Raw genomic sequence first — 24,536 nt, 5'->3', positions numbered from 1 at the left:
CGGAGTTGTCCACAGGCTCTCTCCCCGTGGGCCCTTGGCCAGTAATCTCAGCGCCCATGGAGCAGAGGCATCTCGGCCGCACGGGCCTGCGCGTATCCCGGATCGGGCTCGGCACCCTGACATGGGGCCGGGACGTCGGCGAGCAGGATGCCGCCGAACTCCTCAAGGCGTTCTGGGAGTCGGGCGGCACGCTGATCGACACGGCGGACGTGTACGGCGGCGGGGACGCGGAGTATCTGCTCGGGCAGCTGACGGAGCGGCTCGCGCCGCGCCGGGACCTGGTGATCGCGACCAAGGCGGGCAGCGTGCCCGACCCCGACCGCCGCTTCGACGGCTCGCGCGGCCATCTCCTGGGCGCCCTCGACGCGTCACTTGAGCGCCTGGGAACCGACTACGTAGACCTCTGGCAGGTCCATGCCTTCGACTGCGAGACGCCGCTGGAGGAGACCCTCCAGGCCCTCGACATCGCGGTCAGCAGCGGGCGGGCGCGCTATGCGGGCATCTCCAACTTCAGCGGCTGGCAGCTCGCCAAGGCCGCGACCTGGCAGCTCGCCGCGCCCGGGGTACGCACCCGGCTCGCCAGCACCCAGATGGAGTACTCGCTGCTCCAGCGCGGGGTGGAGCGCGAGGTCCTTCCGGCCGCCCTGGACCTGGGGGTCGGCCTGCTGCCCTCGTCGCCGCTGGGCCGGGGCGTGCTGACCGGGAAGTACCGGCACGGGATGCCGGCGGACTCGCGCGGCGCGTCCGAGGGGCTCTCGGCGTTCGTCGCCCCCTACCTCGACGAGGCGGCGAGCCGGATCGTCGACGCCGTCTCCATAGCAGCCGACGGACTCGCCGCGACACCCCTTCAGGTGGCGCTGGCCTGGGTGAGGGACCGTCCGGGAGTGGTGGCGCCGATCGTCGGCGCGCGCAACGCGCAGCAGCTCGCGGCCGCATTGTCAGTGGAGGCCCTTAGTCTTCCTGACGAGATCTGCCAGGCGCTCGACGATGTGTCGGCGCCCGTGCACCGCTATCCCGATCAGGACTGGAGCACGCTGTGACTGCGCTTCCCCAGGGCTCGGCCCCTGGACCCACGGCCGACGAATCCGCCGAGGCGGAGGTGGCGCCCGAGCCCGCGGAGGGCATCGCCGCCGGCGACCCTGCGGTGGATGGCGCGGACGGCGGGGGCGGCTCCGCGATGGCGAGCGCCGGTGAGCCCGAGCCGCAATCCCCTGGCGACTCCGAGACGCCCGACGCGAACGCCCCCTCAGAGCCCGGAGCGGAACCCGAGGCAGCGGCCGAGGATGCCCGGCCCGACGGCGAGACCGGGACCGCCGACGCAACCGCCGAGGAGGAGTCCGGGCCCTCCGAGGCAACCGCCGAGGAGCCCGGATCCGCCGCCGGTTCCGAGGCCGCCGATGCCGAGGCCCCCGTGGTCTCCGAGGCCGCCGCCGAGCTCGCGGCTCAGCGGGAGCTGCGGGCCAGGATCGAGCAGCGCAAGGCGGAGAAGGAGGCGCCGATCCCGGCCGGCACCAAGCTGAGCGGGCAGGCGGCCGACCTCCTCGCCGCCGTACGGGCCGTGGAGAGCGGCGAGAAGTCGGGCGCCGCGTTCTTCGGCGGCCCGACCCCCGCCCCCCGCAGACCCGCCCCCGCCCAGCAGTCCGCTCCGGTACGCCCCAGGGCGCCCGAGCCCGCCCAGGCGCCCCCCACTTCGGCCGACGCCCTCGCCGCCGTACGGGCCGTGCTGACCCGGGGTGGCGCGCCCGAGGCACTGGCCGCCCAGGTCACCGGCGCCCTCGGCGAGCAGGCGGCCGAGCGGCTCGGTGCGGACCCCTGGCAGCTCCTCGCGGTTCCCGGGGTGCGGCCCGAGCAGGCCGACGGCTTCGCCCGGGCGCTGCTCGGCGCCGAGTGCCGGCCGGACGACGAACGCAGGGCGGCCGCGCTGGTCGGCTGGATCCTCGAACAGGCCGCGGTGCAGGGGCATACGGCCCTGGCGGCCGACGACGTGCGCAAGGCACTGGCCGCGCGCTCCGTACCCGATCCGGACGAGGCGGTGCAGCAGGCCATCGCCGAGGGCGTGGTGCTGGTCTTCCAGGACGGCCTGGCGGACGAGCCGCGCCCCTCCGAGGACGCCGAGGATGCCGAGGGCAACGCCGAAGAGACGGCCGAGCCGGTCGAGGTGCTGCTCGGGCTCGACCGGTACGCCCTGGCCGAGGAGAGCCTGGCCGACGGGCTCGCCCGGCTGCTCAACTCGCCGGTGCGGGACGACGGTTCGGTGTGGCCGGAGGGCGGCGAGCTGGTCCGCGCGGTCGCGGGCAGCGGCCTGGTGGCGCACACCGGCGGCGAGGCCGCGCGCGCCGAGTCGGCGGCGGTGGTGACGGCGGCAGCGGCGGCCGGACTGCGTGCCGCGGGCGCCGCACACGCCGCCGACGGGCAGCGCCGGCTGGCCCAGCTGGCGGGCCCGCTGGCCGCGTTCACCGTCGCCGGCCTGCTGTCCGGCGAGGGCCCGGGCCGGGACGCGGACGGGGCGCTCGCCCTCGACGTCCTGGTGGTGCAGGACGCGACACAGCTCGACGTGGAGACCGCGGCCATGCTGGTGGAGTCGCTGCCCGACGGCTGCCGGCTCGTCCTGAGCGGGGACCCCGGGGTGCTCGGCACGGCGGGCGCGGGCCTGGTCTTCCACGACCTGCTGGCCGCCCGGGTCTGCCCGGTGGTGGCATCGAGGCTGCCCGACCCGGGGCCGGTCGGCGAGCTGGTCTCGGGCATCGGCATCGGCGAGCTGAACCAGGTCGAGGCCCCCGGCAAGGAAGTCGTGATCGTCCCGGTGCGGGACGCGGGCGAGGCCGTGCACCGCTGCGTGCAGCTCCTCGCCGACTCGATCCCCCGGGCGATCGGAATCCCGCCGGAACAGACCCAAGTGATCACGGTGGGCCACGGCGGCTCGGCGGGCACCCGCGCGCTGAACGCGGCCCTGAAGCAGCGCCTCAACCCCGGCCCCGGCCGCTTCGGCGGCTTCGACCCGTCCGACAAGGTGGCGTACGCCGAGGTCCCGGGCCGCACCATGATCGGCACGGTCGTCGGGGCGGACGCGGAGGGCCTGCGGATCGACTGCGCGGGCACCCCCGTGCTCGTACCGAAGGAGCGGGTCGAGTCCGCGCTGCGGCACGGCTGGGCGCTGACCGCCCACCAGGCGGTCGGGATGCGCTGGCCGGCGGTGGTCGCGGTGCTCCCGGGAGACGCGGCGCAGGGGCTCAACCGGGCCTGGGTCTATACGGCATTCGGCCGCGCGGAGCGGCACCTGTCCGTCGTCCACGGCGTGGACCAGGCACTTCCCCGGGCCGTCGCGGAGATCCTCCCGGCGCCGCGCACGACCCGCCTGGCCCCGCTGCTGCACGGCCTCCTGAAGACCGCCGAGTAGTACGTCGCCCATGGCGGAGGCCGCGCACCCCCTACGCGAGGGGTGCGCGGCCTCTGCCCTGCGGCAGCCCGGTCAGGGGGCCGGCCGGAGGTCCTCCTCGTCGAGGTCGTCCTCCAGCTCCTCCTCGTCGAACACGGCGCTCACGTCGAAGCGGCACACCACGCGCTGCGGGTCGGCGTGGTCGAACGGCGTGCTCAGCCACTCGCCCGGCTCCGGGAGCTCGTCGGCGGCCGACACCCACAGCGTGGAATCGCCCTCCTCCAGGCCGAACTCCTTGTGCCGGGAGGCGATTTCGTCTGGTTCGTACTCGCCGAAGAGCACGCCGAGGGCGGCGTGGATGCTGCTGCCGACGACCGGCGCAGTGCGCTCGCCCTCGTCCGGCTCCTCCGCCTCGGGGTCGAGATCGGTGATCCGCTGCGCCTGGGCGAGCAGTCGCTGGGGCTCGGCCACGGCGTAGTCGCGCCGGATGAGGACGCTGAGGGCGTTGGGTTCCTCGGGGCCCGCGTAGGGCGGCAGGGAGTCGTCGGCGCCGGGGATCTCGAAGGGGGTCACCTCGTCGTAGCGGTCGTAGAGCCGCTCGTCGTACGCCTCGGCGGCCGCCGCGAGCGCGTTGAACGCCTCGTACACGTCGGGATCGTCGTCCCCCGTGCGGCGTTCGACCGCATCGAGGTGACGGTCCAGCGCGGCTTTGACCGCCTCGGCGGCGGCACGTACCTCGGCAGCGGTGGGCTGCGCAGCATCAGACATAGTGCAGACGCTATCCGTACCGGGCCTCTGCCCGCACAATAGATGCGATGCCGGAATACGAATTTGTCGACGTGTACGTCCCGCGCGGGGTGTCCCGCAAGGAGGCGACACGCCTGCTGACCGACCATGCCGAGTACGGACACTGGGAGTTGGACCGACTGAGTCTGCGCCGGGACGGCAGCCGCAGAGTGCGGCTGCGCAGGCGGATCATCCGCCAGGTGCGGGCCACATGGTGAGCCCGCGGTGATGACGGAGCGGGCCCCGCACAGGTGCGGGGCCCGCTCCGTCATGACAGCTCGTGCGTGACCGCTACCGCTGCGCGGCGCGCCCGCGGCGGTAGAGCACCGCCCCGCCGAGCACCAGACCGGCGGCGGCCGGGGCGGCGAAGCCCATGCCCTCGGAGCCGGTGTGCGCGAGCGAGGCGGCCGGGGCCTTCGGTGCGGTCACGGTCTGGATGACCGGGGCTGCGGGCCTGACGGGCGCGGCAGGCTGCGCGGGCTTGGCCGGCTGGTGCGCGATCGGGCTGACCGGGTTCTGCGGGACCCCGGGGTGCCCGGGCTGCTGGGGGTGACCCGGCTGCTCGGGGGGACAGGGCTTGTGCTGGCCCGGCTCGTGCGGCTTGCCGGGGTGATGGGGCTGGCCGGGGTGCTGCGGGTGCCCGGGGTGGCCGGGATGGCCCGGGTGCCCGGGGTGCTGCTGCCGGCCGCTCTCGTCGTTGACGCAGTCGTTGCCGAACGCCGGGTTGCCGATGCCCACCACGTTCAGGCTGTTCCCGCAGAGGTTCACGGGTGCGTCGATGGGCGCCTGGATGGTGTTGCCGGAGCCCACACCGGGCGAGTTGCTGGTGTGGCCGGTCGCCACGGCCCCGCCGCCCGGGTGTCCGCCGCCCTTGTTGGCACAGCTGTTGGCGAACGCCGGGTTGAGCGCGCCGATCACGTTGACGGTGTTGCCGCACGCGTTGACCGGCACGTGCACCGGGACCTGGACGGTGTTGCCGGACAGCACGCCCGGCGAGTTGGTGGCGCTGCCCTGAGCCGCCGAGTCGGCGTGCGCGGCACCGCTGCCCATGGCGATGACGCCGCTCGCGGCCGCCATGGTGATCAGTCCCTTACGGGTGACCTGTCGCATAGATTCGTTCCCTGCCTTCTGCCTTCCGGAAAGCCCGGCTGCGCCGTTGCGCCCGGGCTGAAATGCCGGGCGGCCCCGGAGTGCATGGCGCGCACTCCGGGGCCGCCCGGCTCAGACCCTCACGGGTTGAGGCACAACGTCACTTGTTGATGCAGGTGTTGCCGAAGGCGGGGTTCAGCAGCCCGATCACGGAGACCGTGTTGCCGCACACGTTCACCGGCACGTGCACGGGAACCTGGAGGACATTGCCGGACACGACACCCGGGGAGTGCACGGCAGCACCCTCGGCGCCCGCGTCGGCGACAGCCAGGCCCGCGCCCGCGAGAACCAGACCACCAGTGACAGCCGCAGCAGCGACGACCTTCTTGATCATTACTTCCTCCTTGTTGGCAAATGTGCGGTCCCAGCCGCGGACCGCACACCCTGTAACGAGGAGGAAGTTATGGGGCTACGAGCATATGAGTGCATTCACTCTTTCCAGTCGGATACGTACGCTCAAACGATTAGTGCAGCGTCGTTTCGGCACGCATCCGATGCCGGGATGTCCGGAGCCCGCAGCCGGCCTCAGGACGCGTCGATGAACCGGTCGAGGACCCGCACGCCGAACTTCAGGCCGTCGACTGGGACCCGCTCGTCCACGCCGTGGAACATCCCGGCGAAGTCGAGCTCCGGCGGCAGCTTCAGCGGCGCGAAGCCGAAGCCCCGGATGCCGAGGTCGTCGAAGGACTTGGCGTCGGTGCCGGCCGAGAGCATGTACGGCACGGCGCGCGCGATCGGGTCCTCGGCCTGCAGCGCGGTCTGCATGGCGTCGACCAGGGCGCCGTCGAAGGTGGTCTCCAGGGCCTTGTCCGCGTGGACGTCCTCGCGCTTCACGCGCGGCCCCAGGATCCGGTCCAGATCGGCGAGGAACTCCTCCTCGTACCCCGGCAGGAAGCGCCCGTCGACATGGGCGGTCGCCTGTCCCGGAATGACGTTGACCTTGTAACCGGCGCCCAGCTGGGTCGGGTTGGCGGTGTTCTGGAGGGAGGCGCCGATGAGCTTGGCGATGCCGCCGAGCTTGGCGAGCGTCTCGTCCATGTTCTCCGGGTCGAGCTCGGTGCCGAGCGCGTCCGAGAGCTCGTCGAGGAAGTGCCGCAGCGTCTTGGTCACCCGCACCGGGAACTTGTGCCGGCCGAGCCGCGCCACGGCCTCGGACAGCTCGGTGATGGCGTTGTCCTTGTGGATCATCGAGCCGTGCCCGGCGGTGCCGTCCACGGTCAGCTTCATCCAGTGCATGCCCTTCTGGGCCGTCTCCACGAGGTAGAGCCGCAGTTTCTCGTTGACGGTGAACGAGAACCCGCCGACCTCGCTGATCGCCTCGGTGACGCCCTCGAAGAGCTCGGGGTGCTTGTCCACGAGGAAGCGCGCCCCGTACGTGCCGCCGGCCTCCTCGTCGGCGAGGAAGGCGAGGACGATGTCGCGCGGGGGCCTGCGGCCGCTCCTGAGCCGGTCGCGCACGACCGCGAGGGTCATCGCGTCCATGTCCTTCATGTCGACGGCGCCCCGGCCCCACACACAGCCGTCGGCGATCTCGCCGGCGAAGGGGTCGTGGGTCCAGTCGTCCGCGTTGGCCGGTACGACGTCGGTGTGGCCGTGGATGAGCAGCGCAGGCCGCGACGGGTCCTCGCCCGCGATGCGGGCCACGGTGGAGGCGCGGCCCTTGTGCGACTCGAAGATCTTCGGCTCCAGGCCGACCTCGGCAAGCTTCTCCGCGACGTACTCCGCGGCCGCGCGCTCACCGGGTCCGGAGTGGTCGCCGTAGTTGCTGGTGTCGATCCTGATCAGATCGCGACAGAGGTCGACGACCTCGTCCTCACCGGTCACGCCGCCGGTCCGGGTCGTGCTCGACTCGCTCACGCTGCTTCCTCCCGCTGTCGCTCCGTGTGGTCCGCCCCCATCCTGCCCCCGCGCCCCCTCGCCACCCAAGGGCGGCTTCCCGCCGACATCCCGCGTTCATGCAGGCCACGGGGGTGATCGAGCACCCCCGGATGTTTGCTATTGTTTTCCACGTCGGAACGGGCACGGCCCGCGAGACAGACACCTTGTCCGGGTGGCGGAATGGCAGACGCGCTAGCTTGAGGTGCTAGTGCCCTTTATCGGGCGTGGGGGTTCAAGTCCCCCCTCGGACACCAGCAGGAACCCCACTTCGGTGGGGTTCTTTTGCGTTTCCGGGGGCGTTGGGCCCTGGCTCCGCCCGGTTCAAGGCCGCGGCCGGAAGGCCAGGACCGCGTTGTGGCCGCCGAAGCCGAAGGAGTTGCTCAGGGCTATGTCACCGCAGGGCGGCAGGGGGCGGGGGGTGCCGCGGACCACGTCCAGGCCCAGGCCCTCCTCGGGGTGGTCGCAGCCGACGGTCGGGGGGATCAGGCCGTCGCGCAGGGTGAGGACCGTGGCGATGGCCTCCACCCCGCCCGCGCCGCCCTGGAGGTGGCCCAGGGCGCCCTTGTTCGCGGTGACGGGGATGTCGCGGGCGTGGCTGCCGAAGAGGCGGCACAGGGCGCGGGCCTCGGTGCGGTCGCCGTCGACGGTCGCCGTGGCGTGCGCGTTGACGTGGGCGACGTCGGCGGGCGTGGCTCCGGCGTCCGCGAGGGCGGCTCGCAGCGCGGCCTCGACGCCGCGGCCCTCGGGTTCGGGGGCCGCCATGTGGAAGGCGTCCGCGGACAGGCCCCAGCCGGCCGCCTCGCAGTAGATGCGGGCGCCGCGCGCCCGGGCGTGCTCCTCGTCCTCCAGGATCAGTACGCCGGCTCCCTCACCCAGCACGAATCCGTCGCGTTCGGCGTCGAACGGCCGTGAGGCCGCGCCCGGTCGGTCGTTCCGGGGCGAGACCGCCCGCATCGCGGCGAACGCGGCGAGGATCTCCGGGGTGATCACGGCTTCCGTGCCGCCCGCGACGACGAGGTCGACCCGTCCGGCGCGGATGGCGTCGATGGCCTGCCCGATCGCCTCGGTGCCGGAGGCGCAGGCGGACACGAAGGTTCTGGCCTCGCCGCGGATGTCGAGGTCCTTGGATATCTGGGCGGCCGAGGCGGACGGCACGGTCATGGGCGAGGTGTGCGGAGAGACCGCCCTCGGTCCGCGCGCGATGAGCGTGAGGCGGCTCTCGACCATGACGGGCGCGCCGCCGATGATCGTGCCCATCGACACTCCGGTACGAGCCGGGCGCAGGCCGCTGGCGACGGTGCCCGAGAGGTCGAGTCCGGCGTCACGCCAGGCCTCGCGGGCGGCGAGCAGCGCGAACTGGGCGGAACGGTTCATCCGCCGCGCCAGCGGCCTCGGCAGCAGGTCGGCGGGGTCGATCGCGGCCCGGGCGGCGAGGCGTACCGGCAGGCCGTCGAAGTCCGGGCCCTCCATCACCGACACCCCGCAGCGGCCTTCGAGCAGGCCCTGCCACAGCCCGGGCACGTCGCCGCCGAGCGGGCTGACGGCACCGAGGCCGGTCACCACGACCCGACGGCGCCGGGGGGCCGCCGGGTCCGGCAGATCGGCCGGGTCGACCCGCGTCGTACGGACGACCTGGCGTTCGTAGCGCGGCAGCACGCGCTCCAGGTCCGGGCCGCCGGTCAGGGGGCGCAGTTGCAGCCGGGTCTTCGTCTCGGTCACCGGCGCCGTGCGCACCACCACGAGCCAGGGGCCGTCCGGATCCGTCGCGATGACGTCCCCGGGCACCAGTTCACTCGTGGTGAGCAGGACACATTTGCCGCCCATGAGCGACTCTTCACTCATCGTTTCCCTTTGCCTCATTTGCGGCAGATCATGATATTTCCGCACTCGATCCCTTCAGGCAGCATGCCTTCCGATCGCGAAGAAAGCAGGCCCGGAAGGGCTGCCTCACCCGCTCTTCTTCGTCCCGCTCCGCACGGCAAGGGCGCTGACCTGGGAATCTCTTGCTTCTGTGGGGTCCGTTGAGGTTCTCTGGTTCCGTGAGACGCAGATCCAGGACCCCGGCCGCCCCGCTCGCTCAGCGCGACGGCATCGATCCGGTACGCGTGCGGCTGCCCGCCGACCCGGAGGGCCTCTGGGCGACGGTCGGCGATCATCTGCTTGGCCGGTTCGAGGGCGCGGTCGGCGCGGAGCGGGTGGCCGCGATGCTGCGCGAGGGGCGGTTCGTCGGGGCCGAGGGGGCGCTGAGCGGGGCCGAGGCGTACCGGGCCGGGATGCACGTGTGGTTCCACCGGGACTTCGCGCCGGAGGTGCCGGTGCCGTTCGAGATCGGGATCGTCTACCGCGACGAGCGGATCGTGATCGCCGACAAGCCGCACTTCCTCGCCACCACGCCCCGGGGCCGGCACATCACGGAGACGGCGGTGGCACGGCTGCGGCGGGATCTGGCGCTGCCCGCGCTCCAGCCCGCCCACCGGCTCGACCGCCTGACCGCGGGCCTCGCCCTGTTCGTCGTACGGCCCGAGGACCGGGGCGCGTACCAGAACCTGTTCAGCGGGCGCCGGGTGCGCAAGGAGTACGAGGCGGTGGCCGCGTACGACCCCGCCGTGGCGCTGCCCGTGACCGTACGCAGCCGGATCGTGAAGGAACGCGGGGTCATCGCCGCCCGCGAGGAGGCGGGCGAGCCCAACGCCGAGAGCCGGATCGAACTGGCCGAGCGGCGCGGCGCGCTCGGCCGCTATCGCCTGCTGCCCGCGACCGGCCGCACCCACCAGCTGCGGGTCCACATGCACGGGCTCGGGCTGCCGATCCTCAACGATCCGGTGTACCCGGTGGTCCTGCCGGAGTCCGGGCCGGACGACTTCGGGGCGCCGCTGCAACTGCTCGCCAAGGTCCTGGAGTTCACCGATCCGGTGGATGGGCGGGCCCACAGGTTCGAGAGCGGGCTCCGGCTGGCGGCTTGGCCCCGCGGGTAGGAGCCTGGAGGGCTGCGGGTCAGCGGGCCGCGCTCCAGACATCGGATCAATTCGGGCTCCCCGTACGGAATTTGGAGCCTCAGGGGTGCCTGAACCCCGCAAAGGTCTGATAAATATGCGGGCATGCGTGCTACCCCGCTGGGTGCGGGCCGCTGTCCGGTGACCGCTCTGTCCTTGGGCGGCGCCGCTCTCGGCAACCTCTTCACGCCCCTGTCCGACGAGACCGCCCGGGGCGCGGTCGACGCGGCCTGGGACGCCGGCGTCCGCTACTTCGACACGGCCCCGCACTACGGGCTCGGGCTCTCCGAGCGCCGCATGGGCGCGGCGCTGCGTGACCGCCCCCGGGACGCGTACACGCTCTCCACGAAGGTCGGCCGGATCCTGGAGCCCCGGGAAGGGGGCGGGGACGATCTCGCTCAGGGGTTCGCCGTCCCGGCCACGCACCGGCGCCGCTGGGACTTCAGCGCGGACGGGGTGCGCCGCAGCATCGAGGCCAGCCTGGAGCGGCTCGGGCTCGACCGGATCGACATCGTCTACCTCCACGACCCGGACGACCACGGCGAGCAGGCGCTCCGCGAGGCGTACCCGGCGCTGGAAGGGCTGCGCGCGGAGGGTGTCGTACGGGCCATAGGCGCCGGGATGAACCGGACCGGGCTGCTGACCCGCTTCCTGCGCGAGTCGGACGTGGACGCCGTGCTCTGCGCCGGGCGCTACTCGCTGCTCGACCAGCATGCGGCCGACGAACTGCTGCCGGAGGCCGCCGCGCGGGGCAGGAGCGTGGTGGTCGGTGGGGTCTTCAACTCGGGGCTGCTCGCCGATCCGCGGCCCGGCGCGACGTACGACTACGCGGCCGCGCCCCCGGAGCTCGTCGAACGGGCGCTGAAGATCAAGGCGGTCTGTGCGGGGCACGGGGTCGCGCTGCGAGCCGCCGCACTGGCCTTTCCGCTGCGGCATCCGGCGGTGGCGAGCGTGCTGGCCGGGGCGCGTTCTGCGGCCGAAGTCGCCGACACCGCGGCCATGTTCGCCACGCCGGTGCCGGACGCGCTCTGGGAGGAGCTGGGCATATGAGGGTCGCCCTGCACACGCGGGTCCGGGCCGACCGCATCGCGCAGTACGAGGCCGCGCACCGCGAGGTGCCCCCGGAACTCAGGGCCGCGATCTGCGCGGCCGGGGCCACGTCGTGGACGATCTGGCGCAGTGGTACTGAGCTGTTCCACTTGATCGAATTACGGTCGCCTGCTGAGCGAGTTGGCGGAATTGCCGGTGAATGTGGCATGGCAGGTTCGGATGAGCGAACTGCTCGATGTCGCGCACGATTATTCGAGCGAAGGCGCGGGGGCCGGGCTTCCCGTGGTGTGGGAGCTGTGAGCGGGGCGGGGTGGGTCGACGCGTGGCGTGCCGGCCGGGGGCTTCGGTGAGCGCGGGCTTCGTCGATGCGCATCATCATGTGTGGGACCTGGGCGTCCGCGACCAGGACTGGATCACCGGGCCCCAACTCTCTCCGCTCCGCCGGAACTTCACCCTGGACGATCTGCGGCCCGAGGCCTCGTCCGCCGGGGTCACGTCGACCGTGGTCGTCCAGACGGTGACCGTCGCGGAGGAGACTCCGGAACTCCTCTCGCTCGCGGACGGCAGTGATCTCGTGGCCGGGGTGGTCGGCTGGACCGACCTCACCTCGCCGGGCGTCGCCGACGAGCTGGCCCGGCTGCGCGGGCTGCCCGGCGGCGGGCGCCTCGTGGGGATCCGGCACCAGGTGCAGGGCGAAAGGAATCCCGGGTGGCTGTTGCGCGCCGATGTGCGGCGGGGGCTGGGGGCGGTGGCGTCGGCCGGGCTCGCGTACGACCTGGTGGTGCGCGCGGACCAGCTGTCCGACTGCGCGCGGGTCGCCGCGCTGCACCCCGAACTCACCTTTGTCCTGGACCACTTGGGGAAGCCGCCCATCGCCTCCGGGGCGCTTGAGCCCTGGGCCTCGGCCCTTCGGGCACTGGCCGCCCTGCCGAACACGGTGTGCAAGCTGTCGGGAATGGTGACGGAGGCGGACTGGGCGGCCTGGACCGTGGCGGATCTTCGGCCTTACGCCGAGACGGTGCTCGATGCGTTTGGGGCGGGGCGGGTTTTGTGGGGGTCGGACTGGCCGGTGTGTGTCCTTGCGTCCTCGTACGGGGGTGTGGTGGGGGTGGCTCGGGGGGTTGTGGCGGGGTTGAGTGCGGGTGAGCGCGAGGCCGTGTTCGGGGGGACGGCCCGGGGGGTGTACGGGTTGCCGCCTGCGGCGTAGCTTCCCCACCCCGCCCCTTCCCGAGACCCTCCGGGGGAGTTCGTCGGCCGCGACCCGGTGGGTGGCTCCTGGGGCTCCGCCCCAGACCCCGTTCGCGCCTCAAGGGCGCTCGTCCTCAAACGCCGGACGGGCTGAAACGCCCCGGTGCGGGCCAGCACTGCCCCTGCCAGGGGGCGCGGGGAGCTGCGCGACCAGCCACGCACGGTCCGCAGACGAACGGCGCCGGCGGGCGCGCCGCCCAGGGGGCCGCACAGCAGCCCGCCAGGGGCGCGGGGAGCTGCGCGACCAGCTGCCCGCGCCCTCCCGGGTCAATGCCCCCGCGCCACCCACTCCCCCAGGTGCGGCGCCTCCGCGCCCACCGTCGTGCCGTCCCCGTGCCCCGTCCGCACCACCGTCTCCCCCGGCAGCATCAGCACCCGCTCCCTGAGCGAGTCGATGATCGTGGGGAAGTCCGAGAAGGAGCGGCCCGTCGCGCCCGGGCCGCCTGCGAACAGAGTGTCGCCCGTGAAGACCGTGCCCAGCGCCTCGGCGTACAGGCAGACCGCGCCCGGAGCGTGGCCCGGGGTGTGGAGCACCTCCAGCGATACGTCCGCGATCGACACCCGCTCGCCGTCCGAGAGTTCGCCGTCCGGCATGCGGTCCGGGTGGGTCTGCTTCCACAGAGGGAGGTCGTCGGGGTGCAGCAGGATCGGCGCGCCCGTCGCCTCCGACAGCGCCGGCGCCGCGTCGATGTGGTCGTTGTGGGCGTGCGTGCACAGGATCGCCCGGAGTCTGCGCCCGCCCAGGGCCGTCAGGATCGCCTCCGCGTCGTGCGCCGCGTCGATGACGACCGCCTCCTCGTCGTCCCCGACGATCCACACGTTGTTGTCGACATCCCACGTACCCCCGTCGAGAGCGAACGTGCCGGACGTGACCAGATGATCGATTCGTGCGCGAACGGTCATCAGAACTCCACCACCGAACGCAGCACATCGCCTTCGTGCATGCGCTCAAAGGCCTTCTCGACCTCGTCCAGCGCGATGGTTTCCGTGACGAACGCCGCCAGGTCGATCCGGCCCTGCTGATGCAGGTCGATCAGCATCGGGAAATCGCGCGAGGGGAGGCAGTCGCCGTACCAGGAGGACTTCAGGGCGCCGCCCCGGCCGAAGACGTCCAGCAGGGGCAGTTCCAGGGTCATGTCCGGGGTCGGGACGCCCACCAGCACCACCGTGCCCGCCAGGTCGCGGGCGTAGAACGCCTGCTTGTACGTCTCCGGGTGGCCCACCGCCTCGATGACGACGTCCGCCCCGTTGCCGCCGGTCAGCCCGCGGATCGTCTCGACGGCGTCCTGCGTACGGGAGTTGACCGTGTGCGTGGCACCCATCGACTTGGCCGTCGCCAGCTTCCGGTCGTCGATGTCGACGGCGATGATCCTGGCCGCGCCCGCGAGCCTCGCGCCCACGATCGCCGCGTCGCCGACGCCTCCGCAGCCGATGACGGCCACCGAGTCGCCCCGGCCGACGTTGCCGGTGTTGATGGCCGCGCCGATGCCGGCCATCACTCCGCAACCCAGCAGGCCCGCCACGGCCGGGGACACCGCCGGGTCGACCTTGGTGCACTGGCCCGCCGCGACCAGCGTCTTCTCGGCGAACGCGCCGATGCCGAGGGCCGGGGAGAGCTCCGTCCCGTCGAGGAGCGTCATCTTCTGCTCGGCGTTGTGCGTGCTGAAGCAGTACTGCGGGCGGCCGCGCAGGCAGGCCCGGCAACTCCCGCACACCGCACGCCAGTTGAGGATCACGAAGTCGCCGGGCGCGACGTCGGTGACGCCCTCGCCCACCGACTCCACGATCCCGGACGCCTCGTGGCCGAGCAGGAAGGGGAAGTCGTCGTTGATGCCGCCCTGCTTGTAGTGCAGGTCGGTGTGGCAGACGCCGCAGGCCTGGATCTTCACCACGGCCTCGCCGGGGCCCGGGTCGGGCACCACGATGGTCTCCACCCGTACGGGCTGGTTCTTCCCCGGTGCGATGACCCCTTGGACCTGCTGCGACATTCCGCCACTCCCTGTTCATGCCGTTGGGCGTATTCGGGTGTATCTGGAATACACCCTATGAGGTGGCGTCGTGCACCTGGTGTCCCCCGACGTACGTCGCGAGCACGCGGGTCGCGCCGATCTCCTCCGGCGGTCCCGCGTACGGGTCGCGGTCGAGCACCGCGAGGTCCGCGAGGGCGCCCGTGCGGATCGAGCCCGTGTCGTCGAGGTGGTTCACATGGGCCGTTCCCGCGGTGTACGCGGCGAACGCCGCCGTCAGGGTGATCCGCTGCGCGGGGAGGAAGGCCGGGCCCTTCTCGCCGGGCGCGATCCGGTTCACCGCCGTGTGGATGCCCTCCATCGGGTCCGGGCTGCTGACCGGCCAGTCCGAGCCCGCCGCCACGGTCGCCCCGGAGTGGAGCAGCGCCGCGAACGGGTACTGCCACCCCGCCCGTTCCTCGCCGAGGAAGGGGATGGTCAGCTCGTCCATCTGCGGTTCGTGCGAGGCCCACAGGGGCTGGATGTTGGCCGTCGCGCCGAGCGCGCGGAAGCGGTCGATGTCGTCGGGGTGGACGATCTGGAGGTGGGCGAGGTGCGGGCGGGTGTCGGTCCAGCCGTTGGTCTCGCGGGCCGCCTGCACCGCGTCGAGCGCCTCGCGCACGGCCCGGTCGCCGAGCGCGTGGAAGTGGGCCTGGAAGCCGAGCGCGTCCAACTGCGTGACGTACGAGCGCAGTTCGGCCGGGTCGACGAAGCTGGTGCCGGTGTTGGCGGTCGCGCAGCCGCAGGCGTCGAGGTACGGGCCGAGCAGGGCCGCGGTGCCGGTCTCGGCGACACCGTCCTGCATGATCTTCACCGACCCGGCGCGGAACCGGCCGTGGCTCAGCTCCCGCCGCCGCTCGACCAGTTCGGGGATCTGCTCGGCGCCGCGCTCGCGGTCCCACCACAGCGCGCCGACGACCCGTGCGGTCAGCGATCCGTCGCGGGCGGCGGTCACATAGGCGTCGGCGGGGTCGTCCATCGAGCCGAAGCTGCCGACGATCGCGTCCTGCCAGGCGGTGATCCCGTACGAGTGGAGGTGGGCCTGGGCCCGCAGCAGCGCGGCGAGCCGATCGGCGGGGGTGGAGCGGGGGGTGTGCCGTCCGACCAGGTCCATGGCTCCCTCCTGGAGCAGGCCGCTCGGCTCGCCGGTCGCGTCGCGCTCGATGCGGCCGTCGGCGGGGTCGGGGGTGTCCCGGGTGATGCCGGCGAGGGCGAGGGCGCGGGTGTTGACCCAGGCTCCGTGGTGGTCCCGGTTGGGGAGGTAGACGGGCCGGTCGGGCACGACGCGGTCGAGGAGGTCCCGAGTGGGGCTGCCGCCCTCGAAGGCCTCCATGGACCAGCCGCCGCCCGTGATCCATTCCTGTTCGGGGTGGGCGTCGGCGTAGGCCCGTACCGCCGCCAGGGTGTCGGCCGCCGTAATGAGGCCCGTGAGGTCGCAGCGCGCCAGCTCGATGCCCGCCGACACCGGGTGGACGTGGGCGTCCTGGAAGCCGGGGACGAGCAACTTCCCTGCCAGGTCGACGACTTGGGTCTTCGGTCCGATCAGCTCGCGCACCTCGTCGTGGCCGACGGCGGTGATGCGGTCCCCGGTGACGGCCACGGTGGTGGCGCGGGAGCGGGCGGCGTCCAGGGTGAGGACCGGACCGCCGGTGAAGACCAGGTCGGCGGGGGTGTGGCGCATGTGGGGATCCATTTCCATAGGAGTACAGGGTTCTGTAGGAGTACGTGGTGTCAGACGGTTTCCGCGCCCAGCGGTGCCGGGTCGGTTTCCATGGTCGAGAGTCCCGTGACGAAGTACGGAGATTTTCTTACCCACTTGGCCCAGGCCGCGGCGACGACGCCGCTGAGCAGCATCACCAGGGGACACAGGAGCATGAACCAGCCGTTGTCGGGGCTGACTTCGAAGTGGTCGGCGGAGGTGTAGAAGGTCCAGCCGAGGTAGCCGCCGAGGCCGAGCAGGAACAGCGCGCTCAGGACGGGGATCACCACGGCCCGTACGGCCTCGCCCACGCTCTCCTTCAGCGCGCCGCGGAAGCGGCTGGCGGCGGCCAGGGCGGTCAGCGCGTAGTAGAGGGACACGACGATTCCGATGGCGTTGACGGAGGCCAGGATCAGGTCGCCGATCTTGGGGATGAGCAGCGAGAGGACGGCGATGGCGCCCGCGACGCAGCCGATCGCGATGGTGCCGACCGCCGGCGTCCCGTACCGGGGGCTGACCTTGAGCCAGAGCGGGCCAAGCGTACGGTCGCGGCTCATCGCGAACATGCCGCGCACGGTGGGGATGACGCCGGACTGGAGCGAGGCGACCGCCGAGAAGGTCAGCGCGACGAGGGGCAGGGCCGCGAGCGGCTGGGCGGCGAGCCGGTCGCCGAAGAAGGTGAGGCCCTGGGCGCCGTGGCCCACCAACTCGTCCTGGGAGAGCACCCGCTGGAAGGCGAAGGAGCCGAGCAGGAACAGGCCGAGCATGGTGAACAGAGTGATGAGTCCGGCCTTGGAGGCGTCCTGGGGATCCCGGATCTCCTCGTTCACGCTGAACGTCGACTCGAAGCCCCAGTAGCAGAAGACGGAGAGCAGCAGCCCCTGGGCGAGGGCCTGGCCCGAGGGGATGGTGAACGGGTTCAGCCAGTCCAGGCTGAAGGGGTGCGAGCCCTTGATGAGCCCGTAGCCGCAGAAGCCGAGCAGCACCGCGTACTCGAAGACCAGGAGCCACTTCTGGAGGGTGGCGGCCGAGCGGGTGCCGACGACCGCGGTGAAGGTGACGGCGACCAGGATCACGATGCCGATCGCGGTGGACTGGGCCGTGGAGTCGGGGTCCAGGCGCAGCCCCCCGAGGGTGTGCAGGCCTGCCTCGCCCGCCAGTTGGAGGAGGGCGGAGCCGGTGACGGCGGTGGTGTAGGAGAGGAAGACGACGGTCGAGACGATGCCGATCCAGCCGGTCAGAAAGCCCAGCCAGGGGCTGAGCGAGCGGCCCACCCACACATAGCCGCTGCCCATGTTGGGCTCGACCTTGTTGAGCCGGGTGTACGCGCTCGCGATGCCCAGGATCGGGACGAACGCGAGCAGCATGACGATCGGGAGGTGCAGGCCCACGGCACCGGCCGTGACGCCGAGTCCGATGCCGATGCTGGTGGTGGCGGCCGTGGAGGAGGCCGCGATGGCCACGCCGTCGAGGACGCCGAGGCTCTTGCGCAGAACGGGTGGGTCACTGCCGTAGGGAGTGCGCACGGTCGCTCCTTCGCCGAGGGGCGCTTTTCGGCCCCGATGGCGGCACATCGAACTCCGGGTGAAGCCGGTGCGTCAACGCTGTTGTCATAAAGCGCGGCGCTTCGTAGGGTGCGGCCCATGAGCGAGCGAGTCGTACCGGACGGGGAGCGTCGGCGGCGCCGGCCCACCAAGCGGGGCACGGTCCTGTCCGGGGAGCTGATCGTCGAGACGGCGCTGCGGCTGATCGGGGAGCACGGGGCGGCGGCGCTGACCGTGCGCCGGCTCGGCACGGCGCTCGGCGCGGATCCCAGCGCGCTCTACCGCTACTTTCACGACACCGACGATCTGCTGCTCGCGGTGGCGGACGAGCTGATCGGCCGCACCCTGAAGGTCTGGCGGCCGACCGGTGAGTGGCGGGCCGACCTGCGCTCGCTCGGGCTGCGGATCCACGCCGACTACCAGGCCCATCCGCAGGCGGCGCTGCTGACCTGCACGCGGGTGACCGGGCGGGTGCACGAGATGCGGTCGGTGGAGACGATCCTCGGGATTCTGCGCGAGGCCGGGTTCCCGGACGCCGAGGCGGTGCGGATCTACCACGTGTTCGTCGACCAGGCCCTGTCGTTCGCGGCCCTTGACGCGGCCGTGCTCACGCTGCCCAAGGAGTCCCGGAATCTGGAGGAGCGGGCCTGGCGGGAGCGGTACGCGCGGCTTCCGGCGGACACCCATCCGCATGTGGCCGCGACCGCGCCGACGCTGGTGGCGGAGATGGGCCGCAGCGCCTATCCGGCGGCCCTGGAGATGATGCTCGCGGCGGCCGCGTCCCGCCTGCAGCACGTCCGGGCCTGAGTACGAAAGAGGGCGGCACCCCCGTGACCGGGGGTGCCGCCCTCTCGATGCGCTTGAGCCGGTGCTACTTGCCCGAGGCGACCGCGCCGACCCGCTTGCGGACCAGGTACCAGCCGCCGACGAGCAGGGCCGCGATGATCGGGAGGCAGTAGATCGTGGTGCGGCCGACGCCCCCGCCGTACCACATCAGGAACGCCACGGACGCGAGGAAGACCAGCGTCACGATCTGCGTGTACGGAGCCCAGGGCAGCTGGTAGGAGGGGCGCTGCAGGCGGCCCTCCTGCGCGCGGCGCCAGAACAGCAGCGAGCAGATCATGATCATCGCCCAGGTGCCGAGGATGCCGATGGAGGCGAAGTTCAGCACGATCTCGAAGGCGTCGTCGGGCACGAAGCCGTTCAGGGCGACGCCGAGGACACCGAAGAAGGCGGTGAACAGCACGCCGCCGTAGGGGACCTTGCCCTTGTTCATGACGCCGACGAACTTGGGCGCGGAGCCCGCGAGCGACATCGAGCGCAGGATGCGCCCGGTCGAGTACAGGCCCGAGTTGAGGCTGGAGAGGGCCGCGGTGAGGACCACCAGGTTCATCACGCCGGCCGCACCCGGCACCCCGATCTTGTCGAGGACGGTGACGAAGGGGCTCTGGTTCTCGGAGTACTCGGTGTACGGAAGCAGCAGCGCGAGCAGCACGACCGAGCCGACGTAGAAGATGCCGACGCGCCACATGATCGAGTTGATCGCCTTGGGCAGGATCTTCTGCGGGTTCTCCGTCTCACCGGCGGCCACGCCGCACAGCTCGACCGAGGCGTACGCGAAGACGACACCCTGGATGACGAGCAGCATGGGCAGCATGCCCATCGGGAAGATGCCGCCGTGGCTGGTGATGTTGGCGAGGCCCGGCGTGGCGCCGTCCACGTCGTGCTGGGTGACCACGAGGTAGATGCCGACCAGCATGAACGCGACGAGGGCGACGACCTTGATGATCGCGAACCAGAACTCCATCTCGCCGAAGTACTTCACCGAGATGAGGTTGGCCGTGAGGACGACCGCGAGCGCCACGAGCGCGCAGAGCCACTGCGGGATGTCGCTGAACATGGCCCAGAAGTGGGCGTAGGTCGCGGCCGCGGTGATGTCGGCGACGGCGGTGGTCGACCAGTTCAGGAAGTAGAGCCAGCCCGCCGTGTAGGCGCCCTTCTCGCCCATGAACTCTCGGGCGTAGGAGACGAAGGCGCCCGACGAGGGGCGGTAGAGCACGAGCTCACCCAGCGCCCGTACGACGAAGAAGGCGAAGACGCCGCAGACCGCGTAGGCGATCGCGAGCGAGGGGCCCGCGCCCGCCATCCGGCCGCCGGCACCGAGGAAGAGGCCGGTGCCTATCGCGCCGCCGATGGCGATCATGTTGATGTGGCGGGACTTGAGGTCCTTGCTGTAACCGGCATCACCGGCGTCGATGTGGGGGGTGCCCGTCGATGCCCCCGCGGGGGCATCCTGGGTCTCGGCCGCAGGCATGGTGCGGTCACTCATGGAGTAGTTCGCCTTTGTGAGGGGTCATGCGGTCGTGCGGGACCGGCCGTACCGGTGATGCAGGTCGTCACCTTGGCAGGGACTAGACGTCACCTTGGCACGGACCAGCGGCCCATAGTCCCGGCTGTCGGCACAGTTTGGCAGTGTCCAATGTCACGTAGAGACAGATTTGAGGTGTTTCAGAGGTAACTAAAAGGTATCCGCTGAGCGGTTTTTGTTGCCTAGGGTACCTATGGTGCGAGGACGTCCAGTTCCTGGAGGGCGCCCACCGCGATCTCGCGGGTCAGTCGCTCGGCCTCCGCGGCGTCCCGCTCGCGGACCGCCTCGGCCACCCGCACATGCAAAGTGACGGCCGCCGGGTCCGGATCGGGGAACATCACCTGGTGGTGGGTGCGGCCGGTGAGGACCTCGGCCACCACGTCGCCGAGCCGGGCGAACATCTCGTTGCCGGACGCGTTGAGCACGATCCGGTGGAAGGCGACGTCGTGCACGAGGTACGCCTCCAGCTGACGCCCGCGCGAGGTGGCGACCATGCCGAGGGCCTGCTCGGTGAGGTCGGCGCACTGGGCGGGCGTTGCCCTGAGGGCGGCGAGCCCGGCGGCGACCGGCTCCACGGCGGAGCGCAGCACGGTGAGCGAGCGCAGCTGGCGCGGCCGGTCGGCGCCGGCGAGCCGCCACCGGATGACCTGCGGGTCGTACACGTTCCACTGCTCGGCCGGCTTCACCCTCACGCCGACCCGGCGCCGGGACTCGACCAGGTCCATCGATTCGAGGACGCGGACCACTTCGCGGACCACCGTGCGCGAGACGTCGAAGCGCTGGGCCAGCTCGTCGGTGCGCAGCACGCTGCCCGGCGGGTACTCGCCCGCGGTGATCGCCAGACCCAGGCTGTCGAGCACATGCGTGTGGAGCCCCCGGGCCTGAGTCGTCATGGCCCAAGCGTACGGGCCCTCATTGACGGCTTCGGGCCGCAATCGAGGCCCACGGGCCGACATCACGGCCTCAAAAGTATGACTTTTAAATCACGACCTCTTGAATATGTCGTACCTAATGGGTTTGAGTGTGCGCGACGGACATCGATGTCGACGAAGACAGCGAGGCACCACCCGCATGAACTCCCCCCTGACCGTCGTCGTGATGGGCGTTGCCGGAACCGGCAAGACGACCATCGGGCCGCTGGTCGCAGCACGGCTCGGCGTCCCCTACGCCGAGGGCGACGACTTCCACCCCGCGGCGAACGTCGCCAAGATGTCAGCCGGCATCCCGCTGGACGACGAGGACCGCCGGCCCTGGCTCGACGCGATCGGCGCGTGGGCGCACCGCCGGGCCGGGCTCGGCGGGGTCGTCTCCAGCTCCGCGCTCAAGCGCAGCTACCGCGACCGGCTGCGGGCGGCCGCCCCCGGCCTCGTCTTCCTGCACCTGACCGGCGACCGCGCGCTCATCGAGCAGCGGATGGCCGAGCGCAAGGAGCACTTCATGCCGGTCGCGCTGCTCGACTCGCAGTACGCCACGCTCCAGCCGCTCGGCCCGGACGAGGCGGGCGTCGCCGTCGACGTGTCCGGCACCCCCGAGGACATCGCGGAGCGGGCCGCCGCCGCGCTGCGACCGCTCACCATCTAAGGAATCCCCACCGTGACCAGACTCAGCGTCGAGTTCCTGGCAGCGGGCGCCACGCAGCCGATCACCTCGGCCGGCAACACCCAGCTGGGCATTGCCGTACTCGCGGGCATCGCCGTCATCGTCCTGCTCATCACCAGGTTCAAGCTGCACGCCTTCCTGGCCCTGACCATCGGATCGCTGGCGCTCGGCGCCTTCGCGGGCGCCCCGCTCGACAAGGCGATCGCCAGTTTCAGCGGCGGCCTCGGCAGCACGGTCGCCGGCGTCGGCGTACTGATCGCGCTCGGCGCCATCCTCGGCAGGCTGCTCGCCGACTCCGGCGGCGCGGACCAGATCGTCGACACCATCCTGGCCAGGGCCGGGAAGTCCGGCGGGCGGGCGATGCCCTGGGCGATGGTGGCCATCGCCTCGATCATCGGGCTTCCGCTGTTCTTCGAGGTCGGCATCGTGCTGCTGATCCCCGTGGTGCTGCTCGTCGCCAAGCGCGGCAACTACTCCCTGATGCGGATCGGCATTCCGGCCCTCGCCGGTCTGTCCGTGATGCACGGCCTGATCCCGCCGCACCCGGGGCCGCTCGTCGCCATCGACGCGATCGGCGCCAACCTCGGCGTGACGCTGGCGCTCGGTGTCGTCGTCGCCGTTCCCACGGTGATCATCGCGGGCCCGCTGTTCTCCAGGTACGCGGCCCGCTGGGTCGACATCCCGGCCCCGGACAAGATGGTGCCGACCCGGCCCTCGGAGGATCTGGAGAGGCGGCCGAGCTTCGGCGCGACCCTCGCCACCGTGCTCCTTCCGGTCGTCCTGATGCTGGCCAAGGCGCTGGTCGACATCGTGGTCGACGACCCGAAGAACCACGTCCAGCGGGTCACCGACGTCATCGGCTCGCCGCTGATCGCGCTGCTCGCGGCCGTCCTGGTCGGCATCTTCACCCTGGGCCGGGCGGCCGGGTTCACCAAGGAGCGGATCTCGACGACCGTCGAGAAGTCCCTGGCTCCCATCGCGGGCATCCTGCTCATCGTGGGCGCGGGCGGCGGCTTCAAGCAGACGCTGATCGACGTGGGCGTCGGCCAGATGATCCTGGACCTCTCCAAGGACTGGGCGATTCCGTCGCTGCTGCTCGCCTGGTTGATCGCGGTGGCGATCCGGCTCGCGACGGGCTCCGCGACGGTGGCGACGATCTCCGCGGCGGGCCTGGTGGCACCGCTCGCGGCCGACATGTCGACCGCGCACGCCGCCCTGCTCGTGCTCGCCGTCGGGGCCGGCTCGCTCTTCTTCAGCCACGTCAACGACGCCGGGTTCTGGCTGGTCAAGGAGTACTTCGGAATGAACGTCGGCCAGACGGTCAAGACCTGGTCGGTGATGGAGACGATCATCTCCGTGGTGGCACTCGGCTTCGTCCTGCTGCTCTCACTCGTCGTCTAGCTCCGGCTCGACTCCGGGTCGAGCCGGTCCGCATCCTCGTCCGACTCCGGCTCCGGCTCCCACAAAGGGTGTTCGCGTTTCGCCCAGGGCCGTTCGACCGACCCGGTGCGCATGCCACGGCGTGCCTCCGGGTCGCCGAACGCCATCCACACATGCCCGATGACGACGATGCCGACGGCAAGGGAGAGCCAGTCGTGCACGAACGTGGACCCGATCCGCACCTCGATGGGCGCCAGGTGTGTGAACCACATCAGCAGCCCCGTCCCCAGCATCACCAGGGCGGCCCCCGCGATCCAGCCCGCGTACACCTTCTGCCCCGCGTTGAACTTCCCGGCCGGACGCGGCTCCCGCTCCCGGCGCAGCGCGGTGCGCAGCCAGGTCCTGTCGTACGGGAAGAAACGGTTGAGGCGGCCGAGGTCCGCGCGGAACGCCCGTGAGGCGAGGCCGAGCAGGACCGGCGCGGGAAGGAGCACCCCGCAGATCTCGTGCACCCGCACCACCAGCTCGCGGCGGCCGACGGCCTCGGCGAGCTGCGGGATGTAGAGGATCGCCGCCGTCACCACGCAGGCGCCCATCAGCCAGGCCGTGGCCCGGTGCACCCACCGCTCCCCCGCCGTGAACCGCCTTACTGTGTAAGGGAGTTCAGGAGGTGGGGGTGTCTTCGCGTCCATTGGACCGGCCGACCCAGGCGTCGGTGTCATAACCTCGCTCCTCCCAGTATCCCCGCTCGACTTTTTCCGTCACGGTGATCCCGGACAGCCATTTCGCCGACTTGTAGAAGTACATGGGCGCCACATACAGGCGGACCGGCCCGCCGTGGGCGTGGCTGACCGGCTTGTCCTGCATGCTCAGGGCGATCAACACGTCGTCGCGGCGCGCCTGTTCGAGAGTGAGGCTCTCGCTGTACGCGCCGTCGAAGCAGGTGAAGCGGACCGCTCCGGCGCCCGGCCGCACCCCGGCCGCGTCCAGGAGCCGCGACAACTGCACCCCGGCGAAGGGCGTACCCGGCACCCGCCATCCCGTCACGCACTGCACATCGCGCACCAGGCGGGTCTGCGGCATCGCGCGCAGTGTGTCGAGTGTGTACGTGGCGGGCCTGGTGACCAGGCCGTCGACGGTGAGCCGGTAGTCGGCGGCGCTCCTGTCGGGCACGGAGGAGGTGACCGAGTAGTAGCGGAAGCCGCCGCCGTTGGGCAGCAGACCGGTGAGTCCGGTGGGGTCCTTGTCGGCGGCGGCGCCGAGGAACGACTCCAGGCCGCCCTGGACGTAGCGCGCCGAGGCGACCCCGGCCACGCCGAGGCCGAGCATGCCGAGCACGAGCCGGCGCCCGACGGGCGCACCACGCGCGGGCGGAGGGGTTGGTTCTGGTGTCACGCGACGATTCGAACACCAGGGGGCCGGTCCCGCCAGGAATCCCGGCCGTCCGTCACCGTTCCGTC

22 protein-coding genes, 1 tRNA gene and 1 pseudogene are annotated in these 24,536 nt (G+C 71.8%); 11 read left to right on the top strand and 13 right to left on the bottom strand.

From position 1 onward, the window contains the following. Positions 1–56 precede the first annotated feature (56 nt). Both IE206_RS11755 and IE206_RS11750 read left to right on the top strand, forming a co-directional pair. Positions 57–1,040 carry an aldo/keto reductase gene (locus IE206_RS11755; RefSeq protein WP_189962054.1) on the top strand — a complete coding sequence of 328 codons (984 nt, stop codon included), beginning with the start codon at positions 57–59 and terminating at the stop codon, positions 1,038–1,040. Then, positions 1,037–3,397, top strand: a complete 2,361-nt coding sequence (locus IE206_RS11750) for a helix-hairpin-helix domain-containing protein (RefSeq protein ID WP_226598748.1) — start codon at positions 1,037–1,039, stop codon at positions 3,395–3,397. The genes IE206_RS11755 and IE206_RS11750 overlap by 4 nt, the downstream gene beginning before the upstream one ends. A gap of 72 nt (positions 3,398–3,469) precedes the next feature. Here IE206_RS11750 and IE206_RS11745 read toward each other — a convergent pair whose 3' ends face one another. Further along, the gene (locus IE206_RS11745) at positions 3,470–4,144 is read right to left on the bottom strand and encodes a hypothetical protein (RefSeq protein ID WP_189962053.1); all 675 of its coding nucleotides are present in this window, start codon (positions 4,142–4,144) and stop codon (positions 3,470–3,472) included. A gap of 47 nt (positions 4,145–4,191) precedes the next feature. Here IE206_RS11745 and IE206_RS11740 point away from each other — a divergent pair, with 47 nt between their 5' ends. Next, positions 4,192–4,380: a DUF5703 family protein gene (locus IE206_RS11740; protein ID WP_018535088.1), complete on the top strand. Its 189-nt coding sequence runs from the start codon at positions 4,192–4,194 to the stop codon at positions 4,378–4,380. Positions 4,381–4,453: 73 nt separating this feature from the next. On the opposite strand, the gene IE206_RS11735 is transcribed toward IE206_RS11740, so the two are convergent. The 3 genes from IE206_RS11735 to IE206_RS11725 all read right to left on the bottom strand — a co-directional run bounded on the left by IE206_RS11735 (position 4,454) and on the right by IE206_RS11725 (position 7,168). After that, entirely contained in the window at positions 4,454–5,272 is an 819-nt protein-coding gene (locus tag IE206_RS11735; RefSeq protein WP_189962052.1) for a chaplin, read from the bottom strand. A gap of 139 nt (positions 5,273–5,411) precedes the next feature. Next, positions 5,412–5,645 carry a chaplin ChpH gene (chpH, locus tag IE206_RS11730; protein WP_189962051.1) on the bottom strand — a complete coding sequence of 78 codons (234 nt, stop codon included), beginning with the start codon at positions 5,643–5,645 and terminating at the stop codon, positions 5,412–5,414. A gap of 191 nt (positions 5,646–5,836) precedes the next feature. Further along, entirely contained in the window at positions 5,837–7,168 is a 1,332-nt protein-coding gene (locus tag IE206_RS11725) for a M20/M25/M40 family metallo-hydrolase (protein ID WP_189962050.1), read from the bottom strand. Between the two features lie 187 nt (positions 7,169–7,355). Here IE206_RS11725 and IE206_RS11720 point away from each other — a divergent pair. Beyond that, a tRNA-Leu gene (locus IE206_RS11720) sits at positions 7,356–7,443 on the top strand. A 67-nt stretch (positions 7,444–7,510) separates the two neighbouring features. On the opposite strand, the gene IE206_RS11715 is transcribed toward IE206_RS11720, so the two are convergent. Further along, positions 7,511–9,031 (bottom strand): beta-ketoacyl-[acyl-carrier-protein] synthase family protein, encoded by a 1,521-nt coding sequence (locus IE206_RS11715; protein WP_226598749.1) that lies wholly within the window; start codon positions 9,029–9,031, stop codon positions 7,511–7,513. 197 nt (positions 9,032–9,228) lie between these two features. Here IE206_RS11715 and IE206_RS11710 point away from each other — a divergent pair, with 197 nt between their 5' ends. From IE206_RS11710 to IE206_RS11695, 4 genes and pseudogenes are all read left to right on the top strand, one after another. Next, on the top strand, positions 9,229–10,164 hold the full coding sequence (locus IE206_RS11710) for a pseudouridine synthase (protein WP_189962049.1): 936 nt from the start codon (positions 9,229–9,231) through the stop codon (positions 10,162–10,164). A 123-nt stretch (positions 10,165–10,287) separates the two neighbouring features. Beyond that, on the top strand, positions 10,288–11,232 hold the full coding sequence (locus tag IE206_RS11705) for an aldo/keto reductase (protein WP_189962048.1): 945 nt from the start codon (positions 10,288–10,290) through the stop codon (positions 11,230–11,232). Then, a pseudogene (locus IE206_RS11700) lies at positions 11,229–11,532 on the top strand (L-rhamnose mutarotase). Before IE206_RS11705 ends, IE206_RS11700 begins: the two are co-directional and overlap by 4 nt. 46 nt (positions 11,533–11,578) lie before the next feature. Then, the gene (locus tag IE206_RS11695) at positions 11,579–12,439 is read left to right on the top strand and encodes an amidohydrolase family protein (protein ID WP_226598750.1); all 861 of its coding nucleotides are present in this window, start codon (positions 11,579–11,581) and stop codon (positions 12,437–12,439) included. Between the two features lie 308 nt (positions 12,440–12,747). Here IE206_RS11695 and IE206_RS11690 read toward each other — a convergent pair whose 3' ends face one another. From IE206_RS11690 to IE206_RS11675, 4 genes are read right to left on the bottom strand one after another with little or no spacing between them, the layout of a single operon-like run. Further along, a complete protein-coding gene (locus tag IE206_RS11690; RefSeq protein ID WP_189962046.1) occupies positions 12,748–13,383 on the bottom strand; it encodes an MBL fold metallo-hydrolase in 636 nt (211 codons plus the stop codon). Continuing rightward, entirely contained in the window at positions 13,383–14,468 is a 1,086-nt protein-coding gene (locus tag IE206_RS11685) for an S-(hydroxymethyl)mycothiol dehydrogenase (protein ID WP_189962045.1), read from the bottom strand. The genes IE206_RS11690 and IE206_RS11685 overlap by 1 nt, the downstream gene beginning before the upstream one ends. 55 nt (positions 14,469–14,523) lie before the next feature. Then, positions 14,524–16,167 (bottom strand): amidohydrolase, encoded by a 1,644-nt coding sequence (locus IE206_RS11680; RefSeq protein WP_189962044.1) that lies wholly within the window; start codon positions 16,165–16,167, stop codon positions 14,524–14,526. A 50-nt stretch (positions 16,168–16,217) separates the two neighbouring features. Continuing rightward, on the bottom strand, positions 16,218–17,711 hold the full coding sequence (locus IE206_RS11675) for an APC family permease (protein WP_373300905.1): 1,494 nt from the start codon (positions 17,709–17,711) through the stop codon (positions 16,218–16,220). Between the two features lie 117 nt (positions 17,712–17,828). Here IE206_RS11675 and IE206_RS11670 point away from each other — a divergent pair, with 117 nt between their 5' ends. Then, on the top strand, positions 17,829–18,536 hold the full coding sequence (locus tag IE206_RS11670; protein WP_189962042.1) for a TetR/AcrR family transcriptional regulator: 708 nt from the start codon (positions 17,829–17,831) through the stop codon (positions 18,534–18,536). A gap of 64 nt (positions 18,537–18,600) precedes the next feature. On the opposite strand, the gene IE206_RS11665 is transcribed toward IE206_RS11670, so the two are convergent. Then, complete coding sequence (locus IE206_RS11665) at positions 18,601–20,058, bottom strand: amino acid permease (protein WP_189962041.1); 1,458 nt, start codon at positions 20,056–20,058, stop codon at positions 18,601–18,603. A 230-nt stretch (positions 20,059–20,288) separates the two neighbouring features. Beyond that, complete coding sequence (locus tag IE206_RS11660; RefSeq protein ID WP_189962040.1) at positions 20,289–20,990, bottom strand: FadR/GntR family transcriptional regulator; 702 nt, start codon at positions 20,988–20,990, stop codon at positions 20,289–20,291. 178 nt (positions 20,991–21,168) lie between these two features. On the opposite strand from IE206_RS11660, the gene IE206_RS11655 reads away from it, so the two are divergent. Next, positions 21,169–21,678 (top strand): gluconokinase, encoded by a 510-nt coding sequence (locus tag IE206_RS11655; protein ID WP_189962039.1) that lies wholly within the window; start codon positions 21,169–21,171, stop codon positions 21,676–21,678. Positions 21,679–21,690: 12 nt separating this feature from the next. After that, positions 21,691–23,097, top strand: a complete 1,407-nt coding sequence (locus tag IE206_RS11650; RefSeq protein ID WP_189962038.1) for a GntT/GntP/DsdX family permease — start codon at positions 21,691–21,693, stop codon at positions 23,095–23,097. On the opposite strand, the gene IE206_RS11645 is transcribed toward IE206_RS11650, so the two are convergent. Further along, a complete protein-coding gene (locus IE206_RS11645; RefSeq protein ID WP_189962037.1) occupies positions 23,094–23,798 on the bottom strand; it encodes a cytochrome b/b6 domain-containing protein in 705 nt (234 codons plus the stop codon). The two genes, IE206_RS11650 and IE206_RS11645, sit on opposite strands and share 4 nt — an antisense overlap. Beyond that, entirely contained in the window at positions 23,740–24,471 is a 732-nt protein-coding gene (locus IE206_RS11640; RefSeq protein ID WP_226598752.1) for a molybdopterin-dependent oxidoreductase, read from the bottom strand. The genes IE206_RS11645 and IE206_RS11640 overlap by 59 nt, the downstream gene beginning before the upstream one ends. Positions 24,472–24,536: the final 65 nt, after the last annotated feature.

The organism is Streptomyces violascens (assembly GCF_014649955.1).
In the GTDB taxonomy this organism is placed as follows: Bacteria; Actinomycetota; Actinomycetes; order Streptomycetales; family Streptomycetaceae; genus Streptomyces; species Streptomyces violascens.
Note: the sequence above shows the minus strand (reverse complement) of the source record. Positions and strands in the feature narration are given on the sequence as shown.